The following is a 15231-nucleotide window of genomic DNA, read 5'->3' on the forward strand; positions in this document are numbered from 1 at the left end:
CCGGACCACAGCTTCGCAGGATCGCCATGACCACCGCTCCCGGCATAGAAGACATCCACCGAGCCGCGGCCCGGCTTTCCGGGCTGATCGTCGAAACCCCGCTGATCGAATCGCAGGAATTTAACAAGCGTTTCGGCGCCCGCATCCTGTTCAAGCCGGAGACGCTGCAGCGCACCGGTTCGTTCAAGTTCCGCGGCGCCTACAACAAGCTGTCGTCGCTGAGCGAGGAAGAGCGCAGCCGAGGCGTCGTCGCCTTCTCGTCGGGCAACCATGCGCAAGGCGTCGCAGCGTCGGCGGCGATGTTCGGCGTCAAGGCGGTCATCGCCATGCCGGCCGACGCGCCGGCGATGAAGATCGGCAATGTCCGCAAGATGGGCGCGGAGGTGGTGCCGTTCGACCGCTTTCGCGACGACCGCATGAGCGTGGTGCGCCCTTACATCGAGAAAGGCATGGTGTTGGTGCCGCCCTTCGACGACCCGGCCATCATCGCTGGCCAGGGCACGATCGGCCTCGAATTGATGCGCCAGGCCAAAGCGCTTGGCGTCAGCCTCGACGCGGTGATCATCCCTTGCGGCGGCGGCGGCCTGTCGAGCGGCATTTCCGTTGCAGTCAAGGACGCCTCGCCGGACACCGCGGTCTGGGCGGTGGAGCCCGAGCATTTCGACGACACCCGCCGTTCGCTGGCTGCAGGCGCCAGGGTTTCGAACGAGCCGGGCCACAGTTCGATCTGCGATGCGATCCTGACTGCCGAACCCGGCGTGATCACCTTCGAGATCAACCGCAGGAACCTCGCCGGCGGCATTGCCGTCTCCGACAAGGCGACTGCGCAGGCGATGCGCGACGCCATGGCCTATCTCAAGCTGGTGGTCGAGCCCGGCGGCTGCGTGGCGCTGGCGGCGCTGTCATCGGGCGAGATCGAGCTGACAGGCAAATGCGTTGCCGTGGTGCTGTCCGGCGGCAATGTCGATTTCGGTACCTATGCCGAGATCATGGCGGCGGCCTAGAATCGCTATCGGTGCCACGCCACCGGGCGCATCACTCGAAGCGGACGAGATTGAGGACCGGCAACGGACCGCCGGGGAACTGGGCGAGACGCGCGCCGATCGCCAGCGAGCCGAGATCGATGCCGTGGAAGCCAAGCCTGTCGATCAGTGCGCCGACCTCGGCCTTGGCCTGCACGTCGTCACCCGAATAGAACAGCACGCGCTTGCCACCCTCCGCCGCCGGGTCACCCGCCAGCAGGGGCGCCCGCAAATGGTTGAACGCCTTCACCACCCTTGCGCCGGGTACGAGACCTGCAAACACCTCGCTTGAGAAACGCCCACCGAGATCGACTGGCTTGAACAACGGTGCCTCGATCGAATTGTTGGCATCGACAACGATGCGCCCATTCCAGTCGGGCAGGCCGGCGAGCGCTGCTGGAAGCTTCGACCAGTTGACGGCGACGAGCACGATGTCCTTCGCTGCCGCGTCTTGCAGCGTGCCGGCCTTGATCGAGGGGCCGATCGACGCGACGAGTTCGGCCAGTGTCTGCGGGCCGCGGCTGTTGGCGATGGTGGCCTCGATACCCTTCCTGGCGAGCGTGCGAGCGAATGCCTGGCCGATATTGCCGGCGCCGATGATGCCGATGCTGTTCATGGTGATCTCAATCCGTTGGGTTTGTTGAAGTGGATATCGCTCTTTTATTGGTCTAGGATTAGCCGGTATTTGCTTGTTTTATTCTCAAGCGTCCGTTGAAGATCAGGAGCCGATGGAGACGCTCGCCAATCTCGAATCCTTCGTTCGCAGCGCCGAGGCCGGCGGCTTTTCCGCCGCCGCGCGCCTGCTCGGGCTGACGCCGGCCGCCGTCAGCCGCAACGTTGCCATGCTGGAGCGCAATCTCGGCCAGCGTCTGTTCCAGCGTTCGACACGCAAACTGGCCCTGACCGAAGCCGGCGAACGTTTCCTGCATGACATTGGCGGCAATCTCGAAGCGCTGCAGGACGCCATTGCCGCGGCGTCCAGCGGCGGCAGCGAACCTGCCGGCGTACTCAAGCTCAGCCTGTCGCCAACGCTTGGCATCGCCTATTGCCTGCCTTTGCTGCCGACATTCCTCATGCGCTATCCGCTCATCCGCCCGGAATGGCATTTCGAGAACCGGCAGGTCGACCTGGTGGCCGAGGGTTATGACGCCGCAATCGGCGGCGGCTTCGACCTGTCGCCGGGCGTCGTCTCGAGGTCGCTGGCGCCCGTCCATGTCATCGCCGTTGCCTCGCCCGCCTATATGACAGGGCGAACACCGCCGACCGATCCGGCCGGCCTTGCCGCCTTCGACGGCATCCTCATGCGGTCGCTCGGTACCGGCCGCATCCGTCACTGGACGATGCGGGATGCGGAAGGCACCGAGATGGCCGGCTCGCCCCGCGAGACCATCGTGGTCAACGATCCGGCTGCCATGCGGCAAGCCGCCCTGCTCGGGCTTGGAGTCACCATGATCGCCCTGCCGGACGCACTGGCCCATCTTGAAAGCGGCAAGCTCGTCCGCCTGCTGCCGCGTTGGTATGCCGACGCCGGCGCGCTCTCGATCTATTTCTCCAGCCGCACGCTGCTGCCGGCCAAAACCCGCGTCTTCATCGACTTCGTCGTCGACGCCTTTCGGCGCGAACGCCTTGCCGAGCGTTTCGCCGGCAGTCTTGGATGAGGGCGCTTTGCTGGAATTGCCTTAGTCAAGCGTCCGTCTGAATCGTACCAGCGCGACGCCGGCAAACAGCGCGACGAATACCACCAGCCAGCCGATCTCCGTCGCCACAGCCGGCAGTTCGGCGCCCTTCAGCATCACCGCGCGAATGATGCGCAGGAAATGCGTCAGCGGCAGGATCTCGCCGAACACCTGCGCCCAGCCCGGCATGCCGCGATAGGGGAACATGAAGCCCGACAGCATGATCGACGGCAGGAAGAAGAAGAAGGTGAGCTGCAGCGCCTGCATCTGCGTGCGGGCGATGGTCGAGATCGTATAGCCGAGCAGCACCAGCGCCAGCACGAAGATCAGCACGGCGCTCAACAGCAACGACATCGACCCGGTGAAGGGAATGGCAAACAACAGCTTGGCCGCCGCCAGCACCACCACCACCTGCACGCCGCCGACCGCCAGATAGGGCAGCACCTTGCCCATCATGATCTCGAGCGGGCTGGACGGCATCGCCAGCAGGTTTTCCATCGTGCCGCGCTCGGTCTCGCGCGTCAGCGCGATCGAGGTCATCATCACCATCGTCATCTGCAGGATGACGCCGAGCAGGCCGGGCACGATGTTGTATTGCGAGATGCCTTCGGGATTGTAGCGCCGGTGCACCACCACTTCGAGCTGGCCAAGGGCGGCCTCGGCGGCCGCCTCCTGCATGCCGCGCGCCCGGAGCAGCGCCTGGCTGGCGACGGTGCCGAGCGTCGAGATGGCGCCGCTGGCGACGGCGGGGTCGGTGGCATCGGCCTCGATCAGGATCTGCGGGCTGTCGCCGCGCTCCACCCGCCGGGCGAAATCGGCGGGGATGGTGACGACGAAGGCGACATCGCCACGCGACATCAGGAATTCCGCGTCGGCCGCACTTTGCGAGACATGGTCGAAGCGGTAGTAACCGGTGGTCTGCAGGGCCGAGACCATGGCCCGCGTATAGGGGTCGCTGCTTGTTGCCACCAGCGCCGCCGGCAGGCTCTTCGGGTCATTGTTGATGGCGTAGCCGAACAGCACCAGCTGCATCAGCGGCACGCCGAGCATCATGGCGAAGGTGATGCGGTCGCGCCGCATCTGGATGAACTCCTTGATCAGCAGCGCGCCGAGCCGGGCGAAGGAAAAGATGCTGTTCATGCCATGTTGTCCTTTGAGCCGGACATGAACTGGATGAAGACATCCTCGAGGCTGGTCTCGCCCGGCGTCACCGTCACGCCCTCGTGCTGCTTCTCGACATCGGCGAGTGCTGTTTTGAGCTTCTTGCCGTCGGAGCCGACGACATGCAGCGTCGCGCCGAACGGTGCCACCTGGTCGACGCCGGGGCGACCCTGAAGCGCTTCAGCCACCTGGTCGAGCCGCGGGCCCTGCACGACAAAGGTGGTTAGCCCGGCATTCTTCACCACCTCGGCAACGGTTCCGGTGGCCAGCATCTTGCCGTAGGAAATGTAGCTGATGCGGTGGCAGCGCTCGGCCTCGTCCATGTAGTGGGTTGAGACCAGCACGGTCAGCCCGCCGCTGGCGAGGCGATGAATCTCGTCCCAGAATTCGCGCCGCGCCTTCGGATCGACGCCCGCCGTCGGCTCGTCGAGCAACAGCAGCTTCGGCTTGTGCATGATGCAGGCGGCCAGCGCCAGCCGCTGCTTCCAGCCGCCGGACAGGGTGCCGGCCAGCTGATTGCGGCGCGAGGTCAGGCCGAGGTCCTCCAATGTGCGTGCTACATGTTCCTCGACCGGCTTCAACCGGTAGAGCCGCGCGACGAACTCGAGATTCTCGCCGATCGTCAGATCCTCGTAGAAGGAGAATTTCTGCGTCATGTAGCCGACTTCGCGCTTGATGCGCAGACTGTCGGTGCGGATGTCGAAGCCGAGCACCGTGCCTTCGCCCTCGTCGGGCGTCAGCAGGCCGCACATGATGCGGATGGTGGTGGTCTTGCCCGAACCGTTGGGTCCGAGGAAGCCGACGATCTCGCCTTCGGCGACCGACATCGTCACATGGTCGACGACGGTCTTGTCGCCAAAGCGCTTGACCAGGCCGTGGACATCGATGGCGTTCATTTTCCGGCGTCCGCGAGATCGACATCGACGATCTGGCCGGGCTGCAACGGGCCGGCATTGCCCTCCGGCCGCGCCTCGACCAGGTAGACCAGCTTCTGCCGGTTCTCCAAGGAATAGATCACCGGCGGGGTGAATTCGGGATCCGGCGAGACATAGCTGACCCGCGCCTTGACGTCCGGGCCGCAGCCGTCGCAGTGGACGCCGAGCAAGGTTCCGACCTTGACCGAGGAGAAGGCGGCTTCCGGGATGTAGACGCTGAGCTTCACCGCGCCGTCGGGCAGGATCGAAATGACCGGCGCGGTCGGGCCGGCGGTGTCGCCTGGGTTGCGGATGACATCGTTGACGCGGCCTGGTGAAGGCGCCGCCAGCACCCGTTTCGACAGCCGCCATTGCGCCTGCTCCAGGGTTGCCTGCGCCTGCTTGACCTGATTGTCGGCGGCCTTGATCGTCTCCGGCCGCGCCGGCAGGCCGCCGACCGCGAGATTGGCATTGGCCTGGCCGACCTGGGCGTTGGCCGTCTCCAGCGTCGCCGAAGCGGTGTCGAAATCGGCCTGCGTGCCGGCGCCGCGCTTGAACAGATCGGCGGCCCGGTCGTATTTGCGCTTGGCGTCGGCGGCCTGCGCGCTGGCCATGTCGACCTCGGCCCTGAGCACCGCGATTTCTTCCGGACGCTTGCCGATCTGCAGGTCGGCCAACTGCGCCTGCGCCTGGGCAAGGCCGGCCTCGGCCTGCGCGACCGCGATCTTGGCATCGGCGCTTTCGAGCGTCACCACGGTCGTGCCGGGTGTGACACGATCGCCGCGCTTGACCGTGACGGTCTCGACCTGCGCCACCTCGATCGGCGCCAGCAGCACATAGTCGCCCTCGACATAGCCGACGGCCAGCGGTGCCGCCGGCGCGCAGGCACTGAAAAGCTGCGCGGCGAGCGGCAGCGAACACAGAAAGCTCATGGTGTTTGCCCCTTCATCTTTGCCCCCTCCTGGCAGCCAATATGGCCTTGAGATTGCCCGACGTGACCGCCACCACCTTGGCCGCCTCGGCGGCGCCAATGTCGTTCCAGCCCATGCGGCGCATCACCGCCTCGCGGCCGATGCGGAAATAGATGACCTGGCCGATCAGCGTGAACACGGTGAGCCTCGTGGCCACGCTTTCGGCTGGCTCCCCTGTCGCCTGTTCCCAGAGCTGGCACAGCCGGCGGTGCGTCGGCTCGAAGACACCGTCATAGATGCGGTCGAGCGCTGCCGTCGGGTGCGAAAGCTCGCGCAACACGAACTGAACGATCTCGCCGGCCTGCGGACTTGCCACGACAAAGCCGACCATCCGCTCCAGCGCCGCGAAGAGCTGCGCTTGCGCTGCCTCTGGACTGGCCGGTCCCGGCGCAGGTGCCTGCACATTGCCGAGCGCCTGGCCGGCAACCGTCTGGATGGTCTCGACGATAAAGTCGGCGGCGGCGGTGCGAAGACCTTCCTTGCCGCCGAAATGATAGGCGATCGAACCGATATTGGCTTGCGCTTCCGCCGCGATCTGACGCGTCGAGGTGCCGTCGAAACCCTGCCGGCCGAACAGTTTCAGCGCTGCCTGGACAAGGGCGGCGCGCGTCATGTCGGCGGGAGACGCTTCGCGGCGAGGGTTTTGGGTTTGTGTGTCCGGCAATTGGATCATGAGCGCTATTTAATCAATCGATTGATTAAAGTCAATCCATGAGTCAATCCGTGCGCGCGACTGTCTTGCCATCGTCGGCGGCAAACGCTTTAGTGCGCGGCCATGGGCAAGGAAGTCGAACGCAAATTCCTGGTCTCCAGCACCGCATGGCAAGAACTGGCCGAGGCGGATATCCGCATTCGTCAGTTCTATCTCGCCGCGTCACCCGGTCGAACCCTGCGCGTCCGCATCAGCGATGACACGTCCGCCAAGCTGACGCTCAAATTCGGCAGCAGGGCGCGCGAGCGCGATGAATTCGAGTATCCGATCCCGCTGGCGGAGGCCGAGGAGATGCTGGCCTTCGCGCTTGGGCGTGTCATAGAGAAGACACGCCACCATGTTAGGCATCGCGGCTATCTCTATGAGGTCGATGTCTTTGGCGGCCCGCTTGCGGGACTTGTGGTCGCCGAACTCGAGACGCCGGAGGACGTGCCGGACGAAATGCTGCCTGACTGGCTCGGCCGCGAAGTCACCGGCGAGTCTGAGTTCTACAACGCGTCGCTCGCCCTCGGGGGGATTCCGGAGATCGCCGCATGAGTTTTCGTATCGATCCGCGCCTGCCGCTGACCGGCGAGGTCAGGCGTATCCTTGCCGAGGAGATCGGCAAGGCATTGGCCCATCTTGACGCCGCGCGCAGCCGGCCGGAACAGGCGCTGCACAAATGCCGCAAGCGGCTGAAGAGCGCGCGGGCATTGCTACGTCTGGTTCGTTCCGGTGACGAAACATTCTGTGAGACGGAGAACCAGTGCTACCGCAACGTGGCGGCCCTGCTTGCCGGGCCGCGCGAGGCGACCGCGCTGATCGAGACCATCGACCGGCTGACGGCAAGCTTTCCCAAGGAGAGTGCCGGCGATGGACTGAGCGCGGTGCGCGACAGGCTGATCGCGCACCAGCATGAATTGCATGAAGGTGCCGGGCTCGAGGCGGCGATAGCTGCTGCGACCGCCGCTTGCGAGGAGGGCCTGCACCGGATCGACGCACTCGCCCTGCCCGATCAGCCGGAACAGGCAGCCGACGTGCTTGCCCAAGGCGCCCGCATCACCCTGCGCCGGGCCAGGAAGGCGCTCGACAAGGCCGGATCGCGCGGCGCGGCCAATGATTTCCACGACCTGCGCAAGGCGGCCAAGACCCACGGCATGCATCTGTCGCTGCTCGGCAGGCTGTGGCCGACGCCGATCAAGGCCAGGCGCAAGGCGGTCGACGACCTGGGGGAGCGGCTGGGCGACCTGCACGATGTGCTGGTGATGCGCGCGCTGCTCGAGGCCGATGACCGTCCGTTCGGACCGTCCGAGGACACCAAGCTTCTGGGCAAGCTTTTGAAGCGGTCGGAGAAGCAGCTGAAGAAGAGCTGTCTCGCCGAGGCGTCCGAGCTGTTCGGCGACAGTCCCAAACGCTCGACACGCAAACTGGCCCGCAAGGCGCGCGACGACCTGGGTGCCGCCCCATTGCAGGAAGATGCCGTGGCGACCGCCAGTTGACGGACGGACGGCTGGCGTCCAGCCGCCTGCATATGTTAATCGCCATATGGCATGACCGAGCTCAGAGACACGCTTCTGGATCGACTTGGCCGCCGGCTCGCCGGCGCGCTGCAGGAAGAGTCTTCCGGCTACGAACCTTATACCCCGTCCGATGCCGAGACGCTGCGCCGTGCGCTGGAGCCCGGCGACATCCTGTTGATCGAGGGCAACCAGAAGATCTCGGCGGTGATCAAGTACCTGACCCAGTCGACCTGGTCGCATGCGGCCCTTTATGTCGGCGATGCGTTGCCCGAGCCGCAAGACGGAACGGAGCGGCCACGGCTGATCGAAGTCTCGATGGGCGAAGGCTGCGTCGCCGTACCGCTATCGCGCTATCGCACCTACAACACCCGCATCTGCCGGGCGAGCGGCCTGGCGCCTGAGGACCGCGACAGGGTCGTCGCCTTCATGATCGGCAAGCTTGGCCTGAAATACGATCTCAAGAACATCCTCGACATGCTGCGTTATTTCCTGCCGGCGCCGCCGGTGCCGGTGCGCTGGCGCCGCCGCATGCTGGCATTTGGCTCAGGCGACCCGACACGGGCCATCTGTTCCTCGCTGATCGCCGAGGCCTATGGCCAGATCCGCTATCCGATCCTGCCCGAAATCACCCGCGCGCCCGGCCGCGCTTCAGCGCAGTCGAACTATTCGCGCAAGGAAATCCTGCACATCCGCCACCACTCGCTGTACACGCCGCGTGACTTCGACCTGTCGCCCTATTTCCGCATCGTCAAGCCGACGCTGGAATATGGCTTCGATTACCGGGCGGTGACCTGGGACGACAAGGTAAGCACAGACGCCGCAGCCGCAAAGGCTGGCGCAATCGCCTCAGACACGTGATCGCTTTCGACCCAGGTCAGGACATGCCCCTATGGCTCGGCCTCCAGCCGAGGTGCCGCGTTTCACATGGCGGCCCATATCACGCCGAAACCGCAATAGCACCCTGGTTTTCGGCTCTGTGTTCGACCCAGACATGGACCGGTTCGTCCCGGCCGCGGATGCTCACCGGTCCATGATCGCGCGCATTCAACTGTGTCGTGGGCGATTCCGCCTTCGCGGCCTCAATCAGTCGTGACCCAAAGCAAATACTCGCCTGAAGCTCACGGCAGAGCGACTGCAAACGGCTGGCGACGTTGACGGTGTCGCCCACCACCGCGAAGGACAGGTTGCGCTCGCTGCCGACCGCGCCGATGACCACTGCGCCATATTGTGCACCGATCCGAACGTCCAGCGGCGGGTATCCCCTGGACACCCGCTGTACATTCCAGTCTTCGAGAGCGGCGACCATAGCTTCAGCGCACTGGATGGCCCGACTCGCGTCGTCATGGCTAGCTTGCGGAACCCCGAATGTCGCCATGATGCAATCGCCGATATAGTTATCGACGGTGCCCTGGTGGTCGAAAACGACCTGTTCCATGCGACGGTGGAACTGACGCAGAAGTTCGAACACTGCTTCGGCCGGATGATCCTCGGAATAGTGTGTGAAACCGACGATGTCGGCGAACAGCACCGCGATATCCTGTCGGCGGACCGGGCCGAAGGGCTCGTCATCGGTGGCGAGCTGGTCGACGACATTGGGGGAAAAATGCCGGGCGAGATTGGCGCGGGCGCGCTCTGCCTTGACATAGTCTTCCGACAGATGTCGGGAACGATAGACGACCAGCGCCATGATCGCGCCGATAATCAGCACAATCAACACGTTGGTCGCCTGCGCAAATGTATCGACGAAATTGGGGTTGAGATAGAGGTTCAGTTGCTCTGTCATCGGCAGCGAATAGAGGTTCGTCGCCGGAATGACGGTTCCCGGATGAGAAATCACCCATCCCACCCCGATCGCCCATGTCAAGGCAGCGAGCGCGCCGAGATAGAGCGCCAATCGTGTCGAAAGGGTCAGCGCGCCAAGGCATACGAAAATCAGCAGGAATTTGAAGCTGCCCTCGCGCAGTTGCATCGCGGCCGGCGCGACCTCCAGGGAAAACGGGTTGGGCGTTACCAACAGAACGGTCAAAAGAATGATGTCCAGCGTACCGACGACGTAACCGATCCACCATCGCGCCGTGCGACGGCGCGCAAAGAGAAACTGGATCAGGCCGACGAGCTGGAACAGCGCGAGGCCCGCCAGCACGAAGAGCAGCGAAGCATCCCAGCGGCTGATCAATGAAAAGAAGCAGGAGATCGCAGCGAGCGATGCCGTACGCGCCCAGAACTGCAATGCAGCACCCTGGCGTTCTGCGCGGGCCCGCAAATTTTTCAGGCGCGAATAGCGGCGAAGTTCAAGTGTTGGCGCGGTCGGCATAGGAACACTTCGATTTCAGGGGGACGTGTCACGCACTCGGCAAACCCGCACTCTACAGTCTGGCAAATCAGTGCGCGAACTCTATCATGAATGTGATTTCATTTTTGAAACGCGGCTGCAAAGAGCAAAAATGTCCGGACAAAAGATCATGGTGAAAACCAAAGCAGGACAGGCGGACGCTTCCCTGTTCAGGTCACCAAAAAACCGCAGTGCCCGGCGTCATTCTCTGCATGGATGCGTTCGGCCCGCGGCCGGCGCTGGGCGGCATGGCGGAACGCATGGCTGCAGAGGGCTAACCGTGTTGGTGCCGGATCTGTTCTGTCCCAACGCGCCCTATCCTGCTCGGGATAATTGGCCGTGTCAGGCCGGTAACCGGCGGCGTCCCTTTGCAGGAGTGGCGGGCCGATCGAACGCGCCGGCATCGCGCGGGTGCGGGCCGATCGGCATGATCGCCGGAAACGGGGTTGCGCCAAAAGCAAATGTCCATTTGTAGCCGACCAACCCGTCCTCCGGCGTGGTGTGCTGGTCGTGATGGGCAAGCAGTTTGGCGCGGTTCGCCAGTTCCTCCGCCTCGCGACGCACCATCTCGGCCGTCTCCGGCCGCATCCGCCTCGAGAAGCTGACAAAGGTCGCTTCCTTGTCGATATGGGTGATGGCCCAGCCGACAAAATTCTTGTTGGTCATCTCGAACAGCGGCCGCAGCGGCCCTTCGAAATTCCACTGGATCGGCGTCTCGACCAGCAATCGCGCGGTGAGACCCCGGCCGAGCGCGATCAGGCCGAGCTCCTCCAGATCGCGCAGATAAAGAAACATCGAGGCCTCGCTCAGGCCTTGCGAGCGCATGATGCCTTCGGGCGTGAATTTCTCCGACAGCATGACGAAGATGAACAGCAGCGCCGGCCGGCCGGCGAGCTTGCGCTCGATCTCCGGCGCGATGTGGTTGACAGGCCCTGGCCCCCGGTTCATCGAGCCGAGCACGTTTTCCAGCTCGACCCCGGCAGCCGCGCAGATCTCCATCAGCCGGTCGAGCTTGCAGTTGCGCTCGTGGAAGATGCGCTTCACCGTCGGCTCGGAAACGCCCATGCGTTCGGCCAGTTCGCGATAGGTGACGCCCTTCGCCTTCAGCGTCCGCTTCAGCGCCTCGAAGATCAGACCGTTCATCGGATGCACCTCTTGCCGTCAGTTTCGTATCGACTTTCAATACTAGCGGTAATCAGCCTTTCCGAAAAGTATCGAAAATCATAGCTCTCCACCCGTCATCACAGGAGAGCACTCATGAACCGCCTCATCACCTCAGCCCTTTTCGCAGTCATCGGCGTCGCAGCGGGCCCTGCCGCCCAGGCGGGCGAGCTCTGGCGCGCGACGGGCCTCGAACAACCGGAATCAGCGCTGTTCGACGCCGCCAACAACCGCATCATCGTTTCCAACCTCGTCGGCAACCCCGGCGACGCCGACGGCAACGGCTATCTGTCGGTGCTTTCGATCGACGGCAAGACAGTCACCCAGCACTGGACCGACGGCATGGACGCGCCCAAGGGCATGGCGATTTCGGGCGGCAAGCTCTATGTCGCCGACATCACCAAGGTCCGCGTCGTCGATCTGGCCAGCGGCAAGCTCGTCGCCAGCATCACGGTGCCGAATGCAGTCTTCCTCAACGACATGACATCGGACCAGTCTGGCAAGGTCTATGTCACCGACATGCTGGCCGACGCGATTTACCGCATCGACGGCGACCGGCCGGAACTGTTCATCAAAGACGCGGCGCTGGCTTCGCCCAACGGCGTCTTCGCCGACGGCGACCGGCTGATCGTCGCCTCCTGGGGCAAGGGCATCAAGCCCGACTTCAGCACCGCCGAGCCGGGCGGGCTGCTGTCGGTCGATCTCGCCAGCAAGGTGGTTTCGCCATTGCCAGGCGCGCAGAAATTCGCCGACCTCGACGGCGTCATCGCCATCGGCGACACCGTCTACGCCACCGCCTACATGACCGGCACGCTCTACCGCTATCATGCCGGCGGCGCTCCGGAAGTGGTGGCGCATTTCAAGCCGGGCAGCGCCGACATCGGTACCGACGGCAAGTCGATCCTCTATGTGCCGCTGATGAACGAGGGCGAAGTCGCAGCGCTGAAGCTCGACTGAGAGCCATCTCCCAGGTTAATTAGCCGACTTAGCGAATGGGCCATCCAACCTTGCTTGGCACTCCCCTCCCCCCTCTGGAAGGGCCGCTCCAGGCCGGCGTATGGTGCGCCGGCCCAGTATCGAGGGCGAAGGGAGGTTTGACATGGACGACCGTGAGATACGAGCGGCTCTGGATCGCCACTGGGCTGCCTCCGACGCGAACGATTTCGAGGAGGAGCATCAGATCTACCGGGAGGACGCGGTGCTCGACTATCCGCAATCGGGCGAGCGCGTCCGCGGGCGGCGAAACATCCAGTCGTCTCGCGCCGCGCAGCCGAACCGGAAGCGCTTCACGGTGCGGCGGATCGTCGGCGCGGGTGACTTTTGGGTCACTGAATATGTCCTGGCCTATGACGGGCAGCCATCTTACACCGTGAGCATTATGGAGTTCCTCGATGGCAAGGTGGCTCGCGAGACGCAGTATTTCGGCGATCCGTTCGAGCCGGGGCCTTCGCGCGCGCAATGGGTCGAGCGGATACCGTGAACCGCTACAGGGATGACCATCCGCCGCTCGCCCGCGCGGAGCTGCCGGCGGATACGGTCTCCCTCGCCCGCTATCTCATTGGCAAGCTGGTGGTGCGGGAGCTGCCTGAAGGCATCGCCAGCGGTCGCATCGTCGAGACCGAGGCCTATGTCGTCGGCGACGCCGCCGGGCATGGCTACCGGGGGATGACCCCGCGCAACCGTTCGCTGTTTCTCGAGCGCGGGCACGCCTATGTCTATCTCGCGTACGGCATCTCCACCATGCTGAATGTCTCGAGCGAGATGCAGGGGATCGGAACCGGCGTCCTGATCCGGGCCCTCAAGCCGCTCGAGGGCATCGGGGTCATGCGGCTCAATCGCGGCATCGAGCGTTTGCGCGACCTGGCGCGGGGACCGGGAAGGCTGGCCCAGGCGTTGCGGATAGATCGTTCACTCGACGGACACGACCTTTGCCGGAAAGGCCCGCTATGGCTCGCAGGCGATGGCCACGAAGCCGACGAAATCGGGCAAAGCACCAGGATCGGCATTTCAAAAGATGCGAACCGCCTGCTGCGATTTTATGTCAGGAAGAGTCCGTTCGTCAGCGGTCCAGGATCGCTCAACGCGTAAGGGACCCCCCGCAGCCGCGCCCCCCCTCACGGGGACCGGCGCTCCATCCCTGCGGATTGGACCGCCATATCGGCGGTGCTGCCATCTGGCCCTGCGGTTCGCCCTGAGATATCCGGCTGCCACATGAGTGAAGCCGTGAAGACACCCAGCCTGACCGGCGCCGTTTCCCCGATGATCCCTGTGCTCGTATGCGCGCTCGGGATCTTCCTGCTGTCGGGGATGGATGCGGCGATGAAGACCCTGGTTATTGCCGTAGGCGTCTACAACACGGTGCTGTGGCGCAGCATGGTCGCGACTGTCGTCGCGGGCGCTGCCTGGTCGGCAGGGCCGCGCTCCCGGCCAACCCTTGCGGTGCTGCGGCTGCATGCGCTGCGTGCCGCCGTTGTCGGCATCGTTCTGATATGCTTCTTCTGGGGGCTCGCCAGGCTGCCGCTGGCGGAGGCGATCGGGCTCAGCTTCATCGCGCCGTTGTTCGCTCTCTTCCTCGCCGCGCTGTTGCTGGGCGAACGAATCCGGCGGCAGGCAATCTGGGCATCGCTGGCCGGCATTGCCGGCGTCGCAATCATCATGGCCGGCCAGTTCGGCCAGGCAAGCTACTCTCAAGATGCCATGCTCGGCACGGCAGCGGTGCTCGTGTCGACGGTGTTCTACGGCTACAATCTGATCCTGGCGCGGCAACAGGCGCAGTTGGCCAAGCCGATCGAGATCATGCTGTTCCAGAACCTTTGCGTTGCCATCATCCTCGGCCTCGCCGCGCCGTGGCTTGCCGTTGCCTTGCCAACCCACCTTTGGCTTCCTCTAGCCGGGGTGACGGTGCTGTCGCTTGCCGGGCAATTCCTGATGAGCTGGTCCTACGCCCGCGCCGAGGCGCAATATCTGATCCCGACGGAATACTCGGCCTTCATCTGGGCGATCGCGCTTGGCTGGTTCTTTTTCGACGAGGAGGCAGCCTGGACCACGCTGGCAGGAGCATGCCTGATCGTCGCCGGCTGCCTGATCGCTGCGCGCGCCAATCCGAAGCTTGCCGAGCCGATCGAAGCGACAGTTTGAGCAAGCCTGTCTTCCCTGGCGAAAGGTTACCGCACGCGATTGGAGCACGGGCCCTGGAACCGCTCCCGCGTATCCTGAAGCACCCAAGCCATCCAGCATAGTGCGGGCATCTCCGCTTCGTCTCGAAAGAGGCCGATCGTGATGTCTACGGATACTTCGTCTGATTTGCGATCGCGTCCTGGGCGCTTGAATCGCCCTGCAGCTCCCCCGGCAGGGGAAGACTCGAGCAGCGCAGGTGCACCTCGCGAGAGAACAATTTTCGTTGCTTCTGCTCGTGCTCCTTGATGGCCGCCACGAGCCCCAAGAGTACGGGCCAAGCAAGACGCCGAAGCCCCACCCCGGGTGCTCTTTTTCGCGAGTTTCGTAGTCCGAGGCCGCCATGCGCGCTTGCTGGCATTCCGGCGACACCCATTTCGGATCCTGCTGCGAAAGCGACGCTTCGTAGACGACCGGAGAGGTCACACATCCAGCCAATGTCGCGGCCAAAGCGACCAAGATTGCAATTCTCATCCGAAAGCCTTCCCAAAGCATAGTTCTTGAGTCCTCGAATCTCTCCTCTCTTCTTCCACAGGGAGATATCTCCGATGAGGCAGCCGGAGAAACGGTTATCGTTGTCAGTCATTTTTCACAACGCAGAACCGGAAT

At 64.1% G+C, this 15231-nt stretch carries 16 protein-coding genes and 1 pseudogene; 9 read left to right on the forward strand and 8 right to left on the reverse strand.

What is annotated here, in order from left to right:
- Positions 1 to 26: 26 nt before the first annotated feature.
- A complete protein-coding gene (locus tag AC1RZR_RS05170) occupies positions 27 to 1004 on the forward strand; it encodes a threonine/serine dehydratase family protein (RefSeq protein ID WP_481827849.1) in 978 nt (325 codons plus the stop codon).
- A gap of 31 nt (positions 1005 to 1035) precedes the next feature.
- On the opposite strand, the gene AC1RZR_RS05175 is transcribed toward AC1RZR_RS05170, so the two are convergent.
- Positions 1036 to 1638 (reverse strand): NADPH-dependent F420 reductase, encoded by a 603-nt coding sequence (locus AC1RZR_RS05175; protein WP_481827850.1) that lies wholly within the window; start codon positions 1636 to 1638, stop codon positions 1036 to 1038.
- A gap of 112 nt (positions 1639 to 1750) precedes the next feature.
- On the opposite strand from AC1RZR_RS05175, the gene AC1RZR_RS05180 reads away from it, so the two are divergent.
- The gene (locus tag AC1RZR_RS05180; RefSeq protein WP_477268694.1) at positions 1751 to 2680 is read left to right on the forward strand and encodes a LysR family transcriptional regulator; all 930 of its coding nucleotides are present in this window, start codon (positions 1751 to 1753) and stop codon (positions 2678 to 2680) included.
- Positions 2681 to 2701: 21 nt separating this feature from the next.
- Here AC1RZR_RS05180 and AC1RZR_RS05185 read toward each other — a convergent pair whose 3' ends face one another.
- From AC1RZR_RS05185 to AC1RZR_RS05200, 4 genes are read right to left on the reverse strand one after another with little or no spacing between them, the layout of a single operon-like run.
- The gene (locus tag AC1RZR_RS05185) at positions 2702 to 3838 is read right to left on the reverse strand and encodes an ABC transporter permease (protein WP_477268695.1); all 1137 of its coding nucleotides are present in this window, start codon (positions 3836 to 3838) and stop codon (positions 2702 to 2704) included.
- Complete coding sequence (locus AC1RZR_RS05190; RefSeq protein ID WP_481827851.1) at positions 3835 to 4755, reverse strand: ABC transporter ATP-binding protein; 921 nt, start codon at positions 4753 to 4755, stop codon at positions 3835 to 3837. Before AC1RZR_RS05190 ends, AC1RZR_RS05185 begins: the two co-directional genes overlap by 4 nt.
- Complete coding sequence (locus AC1RZR_RS05195; RefSeq protein ID WP_477268697.1) at positions 4752 to 5705, reverse strand: HlyD family secretion protein; 954 nt, start codon at positions 5703 to 5705, stop codon at positions 4752 to 4754. The genes AC1RZR_RS05190 and AC1RZR_RS05195 overlap by 4 nt, the downstream gene beginning before the upstream one ends.
- A 13-nt stretch (positions 5706 to 5718) precedes the next feature.
- Positions 5719 to 6417 (reverse strand): CerR family C-terminal domain-containing protein, encoded by a 699-nt coding sequence (locus AC1RZR_RS05200; RefSeq protein ID WP_481827852.1) that lies wholly within the window; start codon positions 6415 to 6417, stop codon positions 5719 to 5721.
- 102 nt (positions 6418 to 6519) lie between these two features.
- Here AC1RZR_RS05200 and AC1RZR_RS05205 point away from each other — a divergent pair, with 102 nt between their 5' ends.
- The 3 genes from AC1RZR_RS05205 to AC1RZR_RS05215 are packed head-to-tail and all read left to right on the forward strand — an operon-like array spanning position 6520 to position 8813.
- Entirely contained in the window at positions 6520 to 6993 is a 474-nt protein-coding gene (locus tag AC1RZR_RS05205) for a CYTH domain-containing protein (protein ID WP_481827853.1), read from the forward strand.
- Positions 6990 to 7934, forward strand: coding sequence for a CHAD domain-containing protein (locus tag AC1RZR_RS05210; RefSeq protein ID WP_481827854.1), 945 nt, complete (start codon positions 6990 to 6992; stop codon positions 7932 to 7934). The genes AC1RZR_RS05205 and AC1RZR_RS05210 overlap by 4 nt, the downstream gene beginning before the upstream one ends.
- 51 nt (positions 7935 to 7985) lie before the next feature.
- A complete protein-coding gene (locus AC1RZR_RS05215; protein ID WP_481827855.1) occupies positions 7986 to 8813 on the forward strand; it encodes a C40 family peptidase in 828 nt (275 codons plus the stop codon).
- Positions 8814 to 8892: 79 nt separating this feature from the next.
- Here AC1RZR_RS05215 and AC1RZR_RS05220 read toward each other — a convergent pair whose 3' ends face one another.
- Both AC1RZR_RS05220 and AC1RZR_RS05225 read right to left on the reverse strand, forming a co-directional pair.
- Positions 8893 to 10269, reverse strand: a complete 1377-nt coding sequence (locus AC1RZR_RS05220) for an adenylate/guanylate cyclase domain-containing protein (RefSeq protein WP_481827856.1) — start codon at positions 10267 to 10269, stop codon at positions 8893 to 8895.
- A gap of 360 nt (positions 10270 to 10629) precedes the next feature.
- A complete protein-coding gene (locus AC1RZR_RS05225) occupies positions 10630 to 11430 on the reverse strand; it encodes a helix-turn-helix domain-containing protein (protein ID WP_481827857.1) in 801 nt (266 codons plus the stop codon).
- Positions 11431 to 11544: 114 nt separating this feature from the next.
- Between AC1RZR_RS05225 and AC1RZR_RS05230 the strand changes: the two genes are divergently transcribed.
- From AC1RZR_RS05230 to AC1RZR_RS05245, 4 genes are all read left to right on the forward strand, one after another.
- Entirely contained in the window at positions 11545 to 12405 is an 861-nt protein-coding gene (locus AC1RZR_RS05230; RefSeq protein WP_481827858.1) for an SMP-30/gluconolactonase/LRE family protein, read from the forward strand.
- Positions 12406 to 12547: 142 nt separating this feature from the next.
- Entirely contained in the window at positions 12548 to 12928 is a 381-nt protein-coding gene (locus AC1RZR_RS05235; RefSeq protein WP_481827859.1) for a nuclear transport factor 2 family protein, read from the forward strand.
- Positions 12907 to 13536: a DNA-3-methyladenine glycosylase gene (locus AC1RZR_RS05240; RefSeq protein ID WP_481827860.1), complete on the forward strand. Its 630-nt coding sequence runs from the start codon at positions 12907 to 12909 to the stop codon at positions 13534 to 13536. Before AC1RZR_RS05235 ends, AC1RZR_RS05240 begins: the two co-directional genes overlap by 22 nt.
- 123 nt (positions 13537 to 13659) lie before the next feature.
- Entirely contained in the window at positions 13660 to 14586 is a 927-nt protein-coding gene (locus AC1RZR_RS05245; protein WP_477268707.1) for a DMT family transporter, read from the forward strand.
- Positions 14587 to 14731: 145 nt separating this feature from the next.
- Here AC1RZR_RS05245 and AC1RZR_RS05250 read toward each other — a convergent pair.
- A pseudogene (locus AC1RZR_RS05250) lies at positions 14732 to 15096 on the reverse strand (hypothetical protein).
- Between the last annotated feature and the right edge of the window lie 135 nt (positions 15097 to 15231).

It is taken from the genome of Mesorhizobium bavaricum, from assembly GCF_056781655.1.

What these genes read in the sequence shown, in the direction of transcription:
- AC1RZR_RS05170 (WP_481827849.1), top strand. Translation starts at nt 27, where the DNA reads ATGACCACCGCTCCCGGCATAGAAGACATCCACCGAGCCGCGGCCCGG.
- AC1RZR_RS05175 (WP_481827850.1), bottom strand. Translation starts at nt 1,638, where the DNA reads ATGAACAGCATCGGCATCATCGGCGCCGGCAATATCGGCCAGGCATTC.
- AC1RZR_RS05180 (WP_477268694.1), top strand. Translation starts at nt 1,751, where the DNA reads ATGGAGACGCTCGCCAATCTCGAATCCTTCGTTCGCAGCGCCGAGGCC.
- AC1RZR_RS05185 (WP_477268695.1), bottom strand. Translation starts at nt 3,838, where the DNA reads ATGAACAGCATCTTTTCCTTCGCCCGGCTCGGCGCGCTGCTGATCAAG.
- AC1RZR_RS05190 (WP_481827851.1), bottom strand. Translation starts at nt 4,755, where the DNA reads ATGAACGCCATCGATGTCCACGGCCTGGTCAAGCGCTTTGGCGACAAG.
- AC1RZR_RS05195 (WP_477268697.1), bottom strand. Translation starts at nt 5,705, where the DNA reads ATGAGCTTTCTGTGTTCGCTGCCGCTCGCCGCGCAGCTTTTCAGTGCC.
- AC1RZR_RS05200 (WP_481827852.1), bottom strand. Translation starts at nt 6,417, where the DNA reads ATGATCCAATTGCCGGACACACAAACCCAAAACCCTCGCCGCGAAGCG.
- AC1RZR_RS05205 (WP_481827853.1), top strand. Translation starts at nt 6,520, where the DNA reads ATGGGCAAGGAAGTCGAACGCAAATTCCTGGTCTCCAGCACCGCATGG.
- AC1RZR_RS05210 (WP_481827854.1), top strand. Translation starts at nt 6,990, where the DNA reads ATGAGTTTTCGTATCGATCCGCGCCTGCCGCTGACCGGCGAGGTCAGG.
- AC1RZR_RS05215 (WP_481827855.1), top strand. Translation starts at nt 7,986, where the DNA reads ATGACCGAGCTCAGAGACACGCTTCTGGATCGACTTGGCCGCCGGCTC.
- AC1RZR_RS05220 (WP_481827856.1), bottom strand. Translation starts at nt 10,269, where the DNA reads ATGCCGACCGCGCCAACACTTGAACTTCGCCGCTATTCGCGCCTGAAA.
- AC1RZR_RS05225 (WP_481827857.1), bottom strand. Translation starts at nt 11,430, where the DNA reads ATGAACGGTCTGATCTTCGAGGCGCTGAAGCGGACGCTGAAGGCGAAG.
- AC1RZR_RS05230 (WP_481827858.1), top strand. Translation starts at nt 11,545, where the DNA reads ATGAACCGCCTCATCACCTCAGCCCTTTTCGCAGTCATCGGCGTCGCA.
- AC1RZR_RS05235 (WP_481827859.1), top strand. Translation starts at nt 12,548, where the DNA reads ATGGACGACCGTGAGATACGAGCGGCTCTGGATCGCCACTGGGCTGCC.
- AC1RZR_RS05240 (WP_481827860.1), top strand. Translation starts at nt 12,907, where the DNA reads ATGGGTCGAGCGGATACCGTGAACCGCTACAGGGATGACCATCCGCCG.
- AC1RZR_RS05245 (WP_477268707.1), top strand. Translation starts at nt 13,660, where the DNA reads ATGAGTGAAGCCGTGAAGACACCCAGCCTGACCGGCGCCGTTTCCCCG.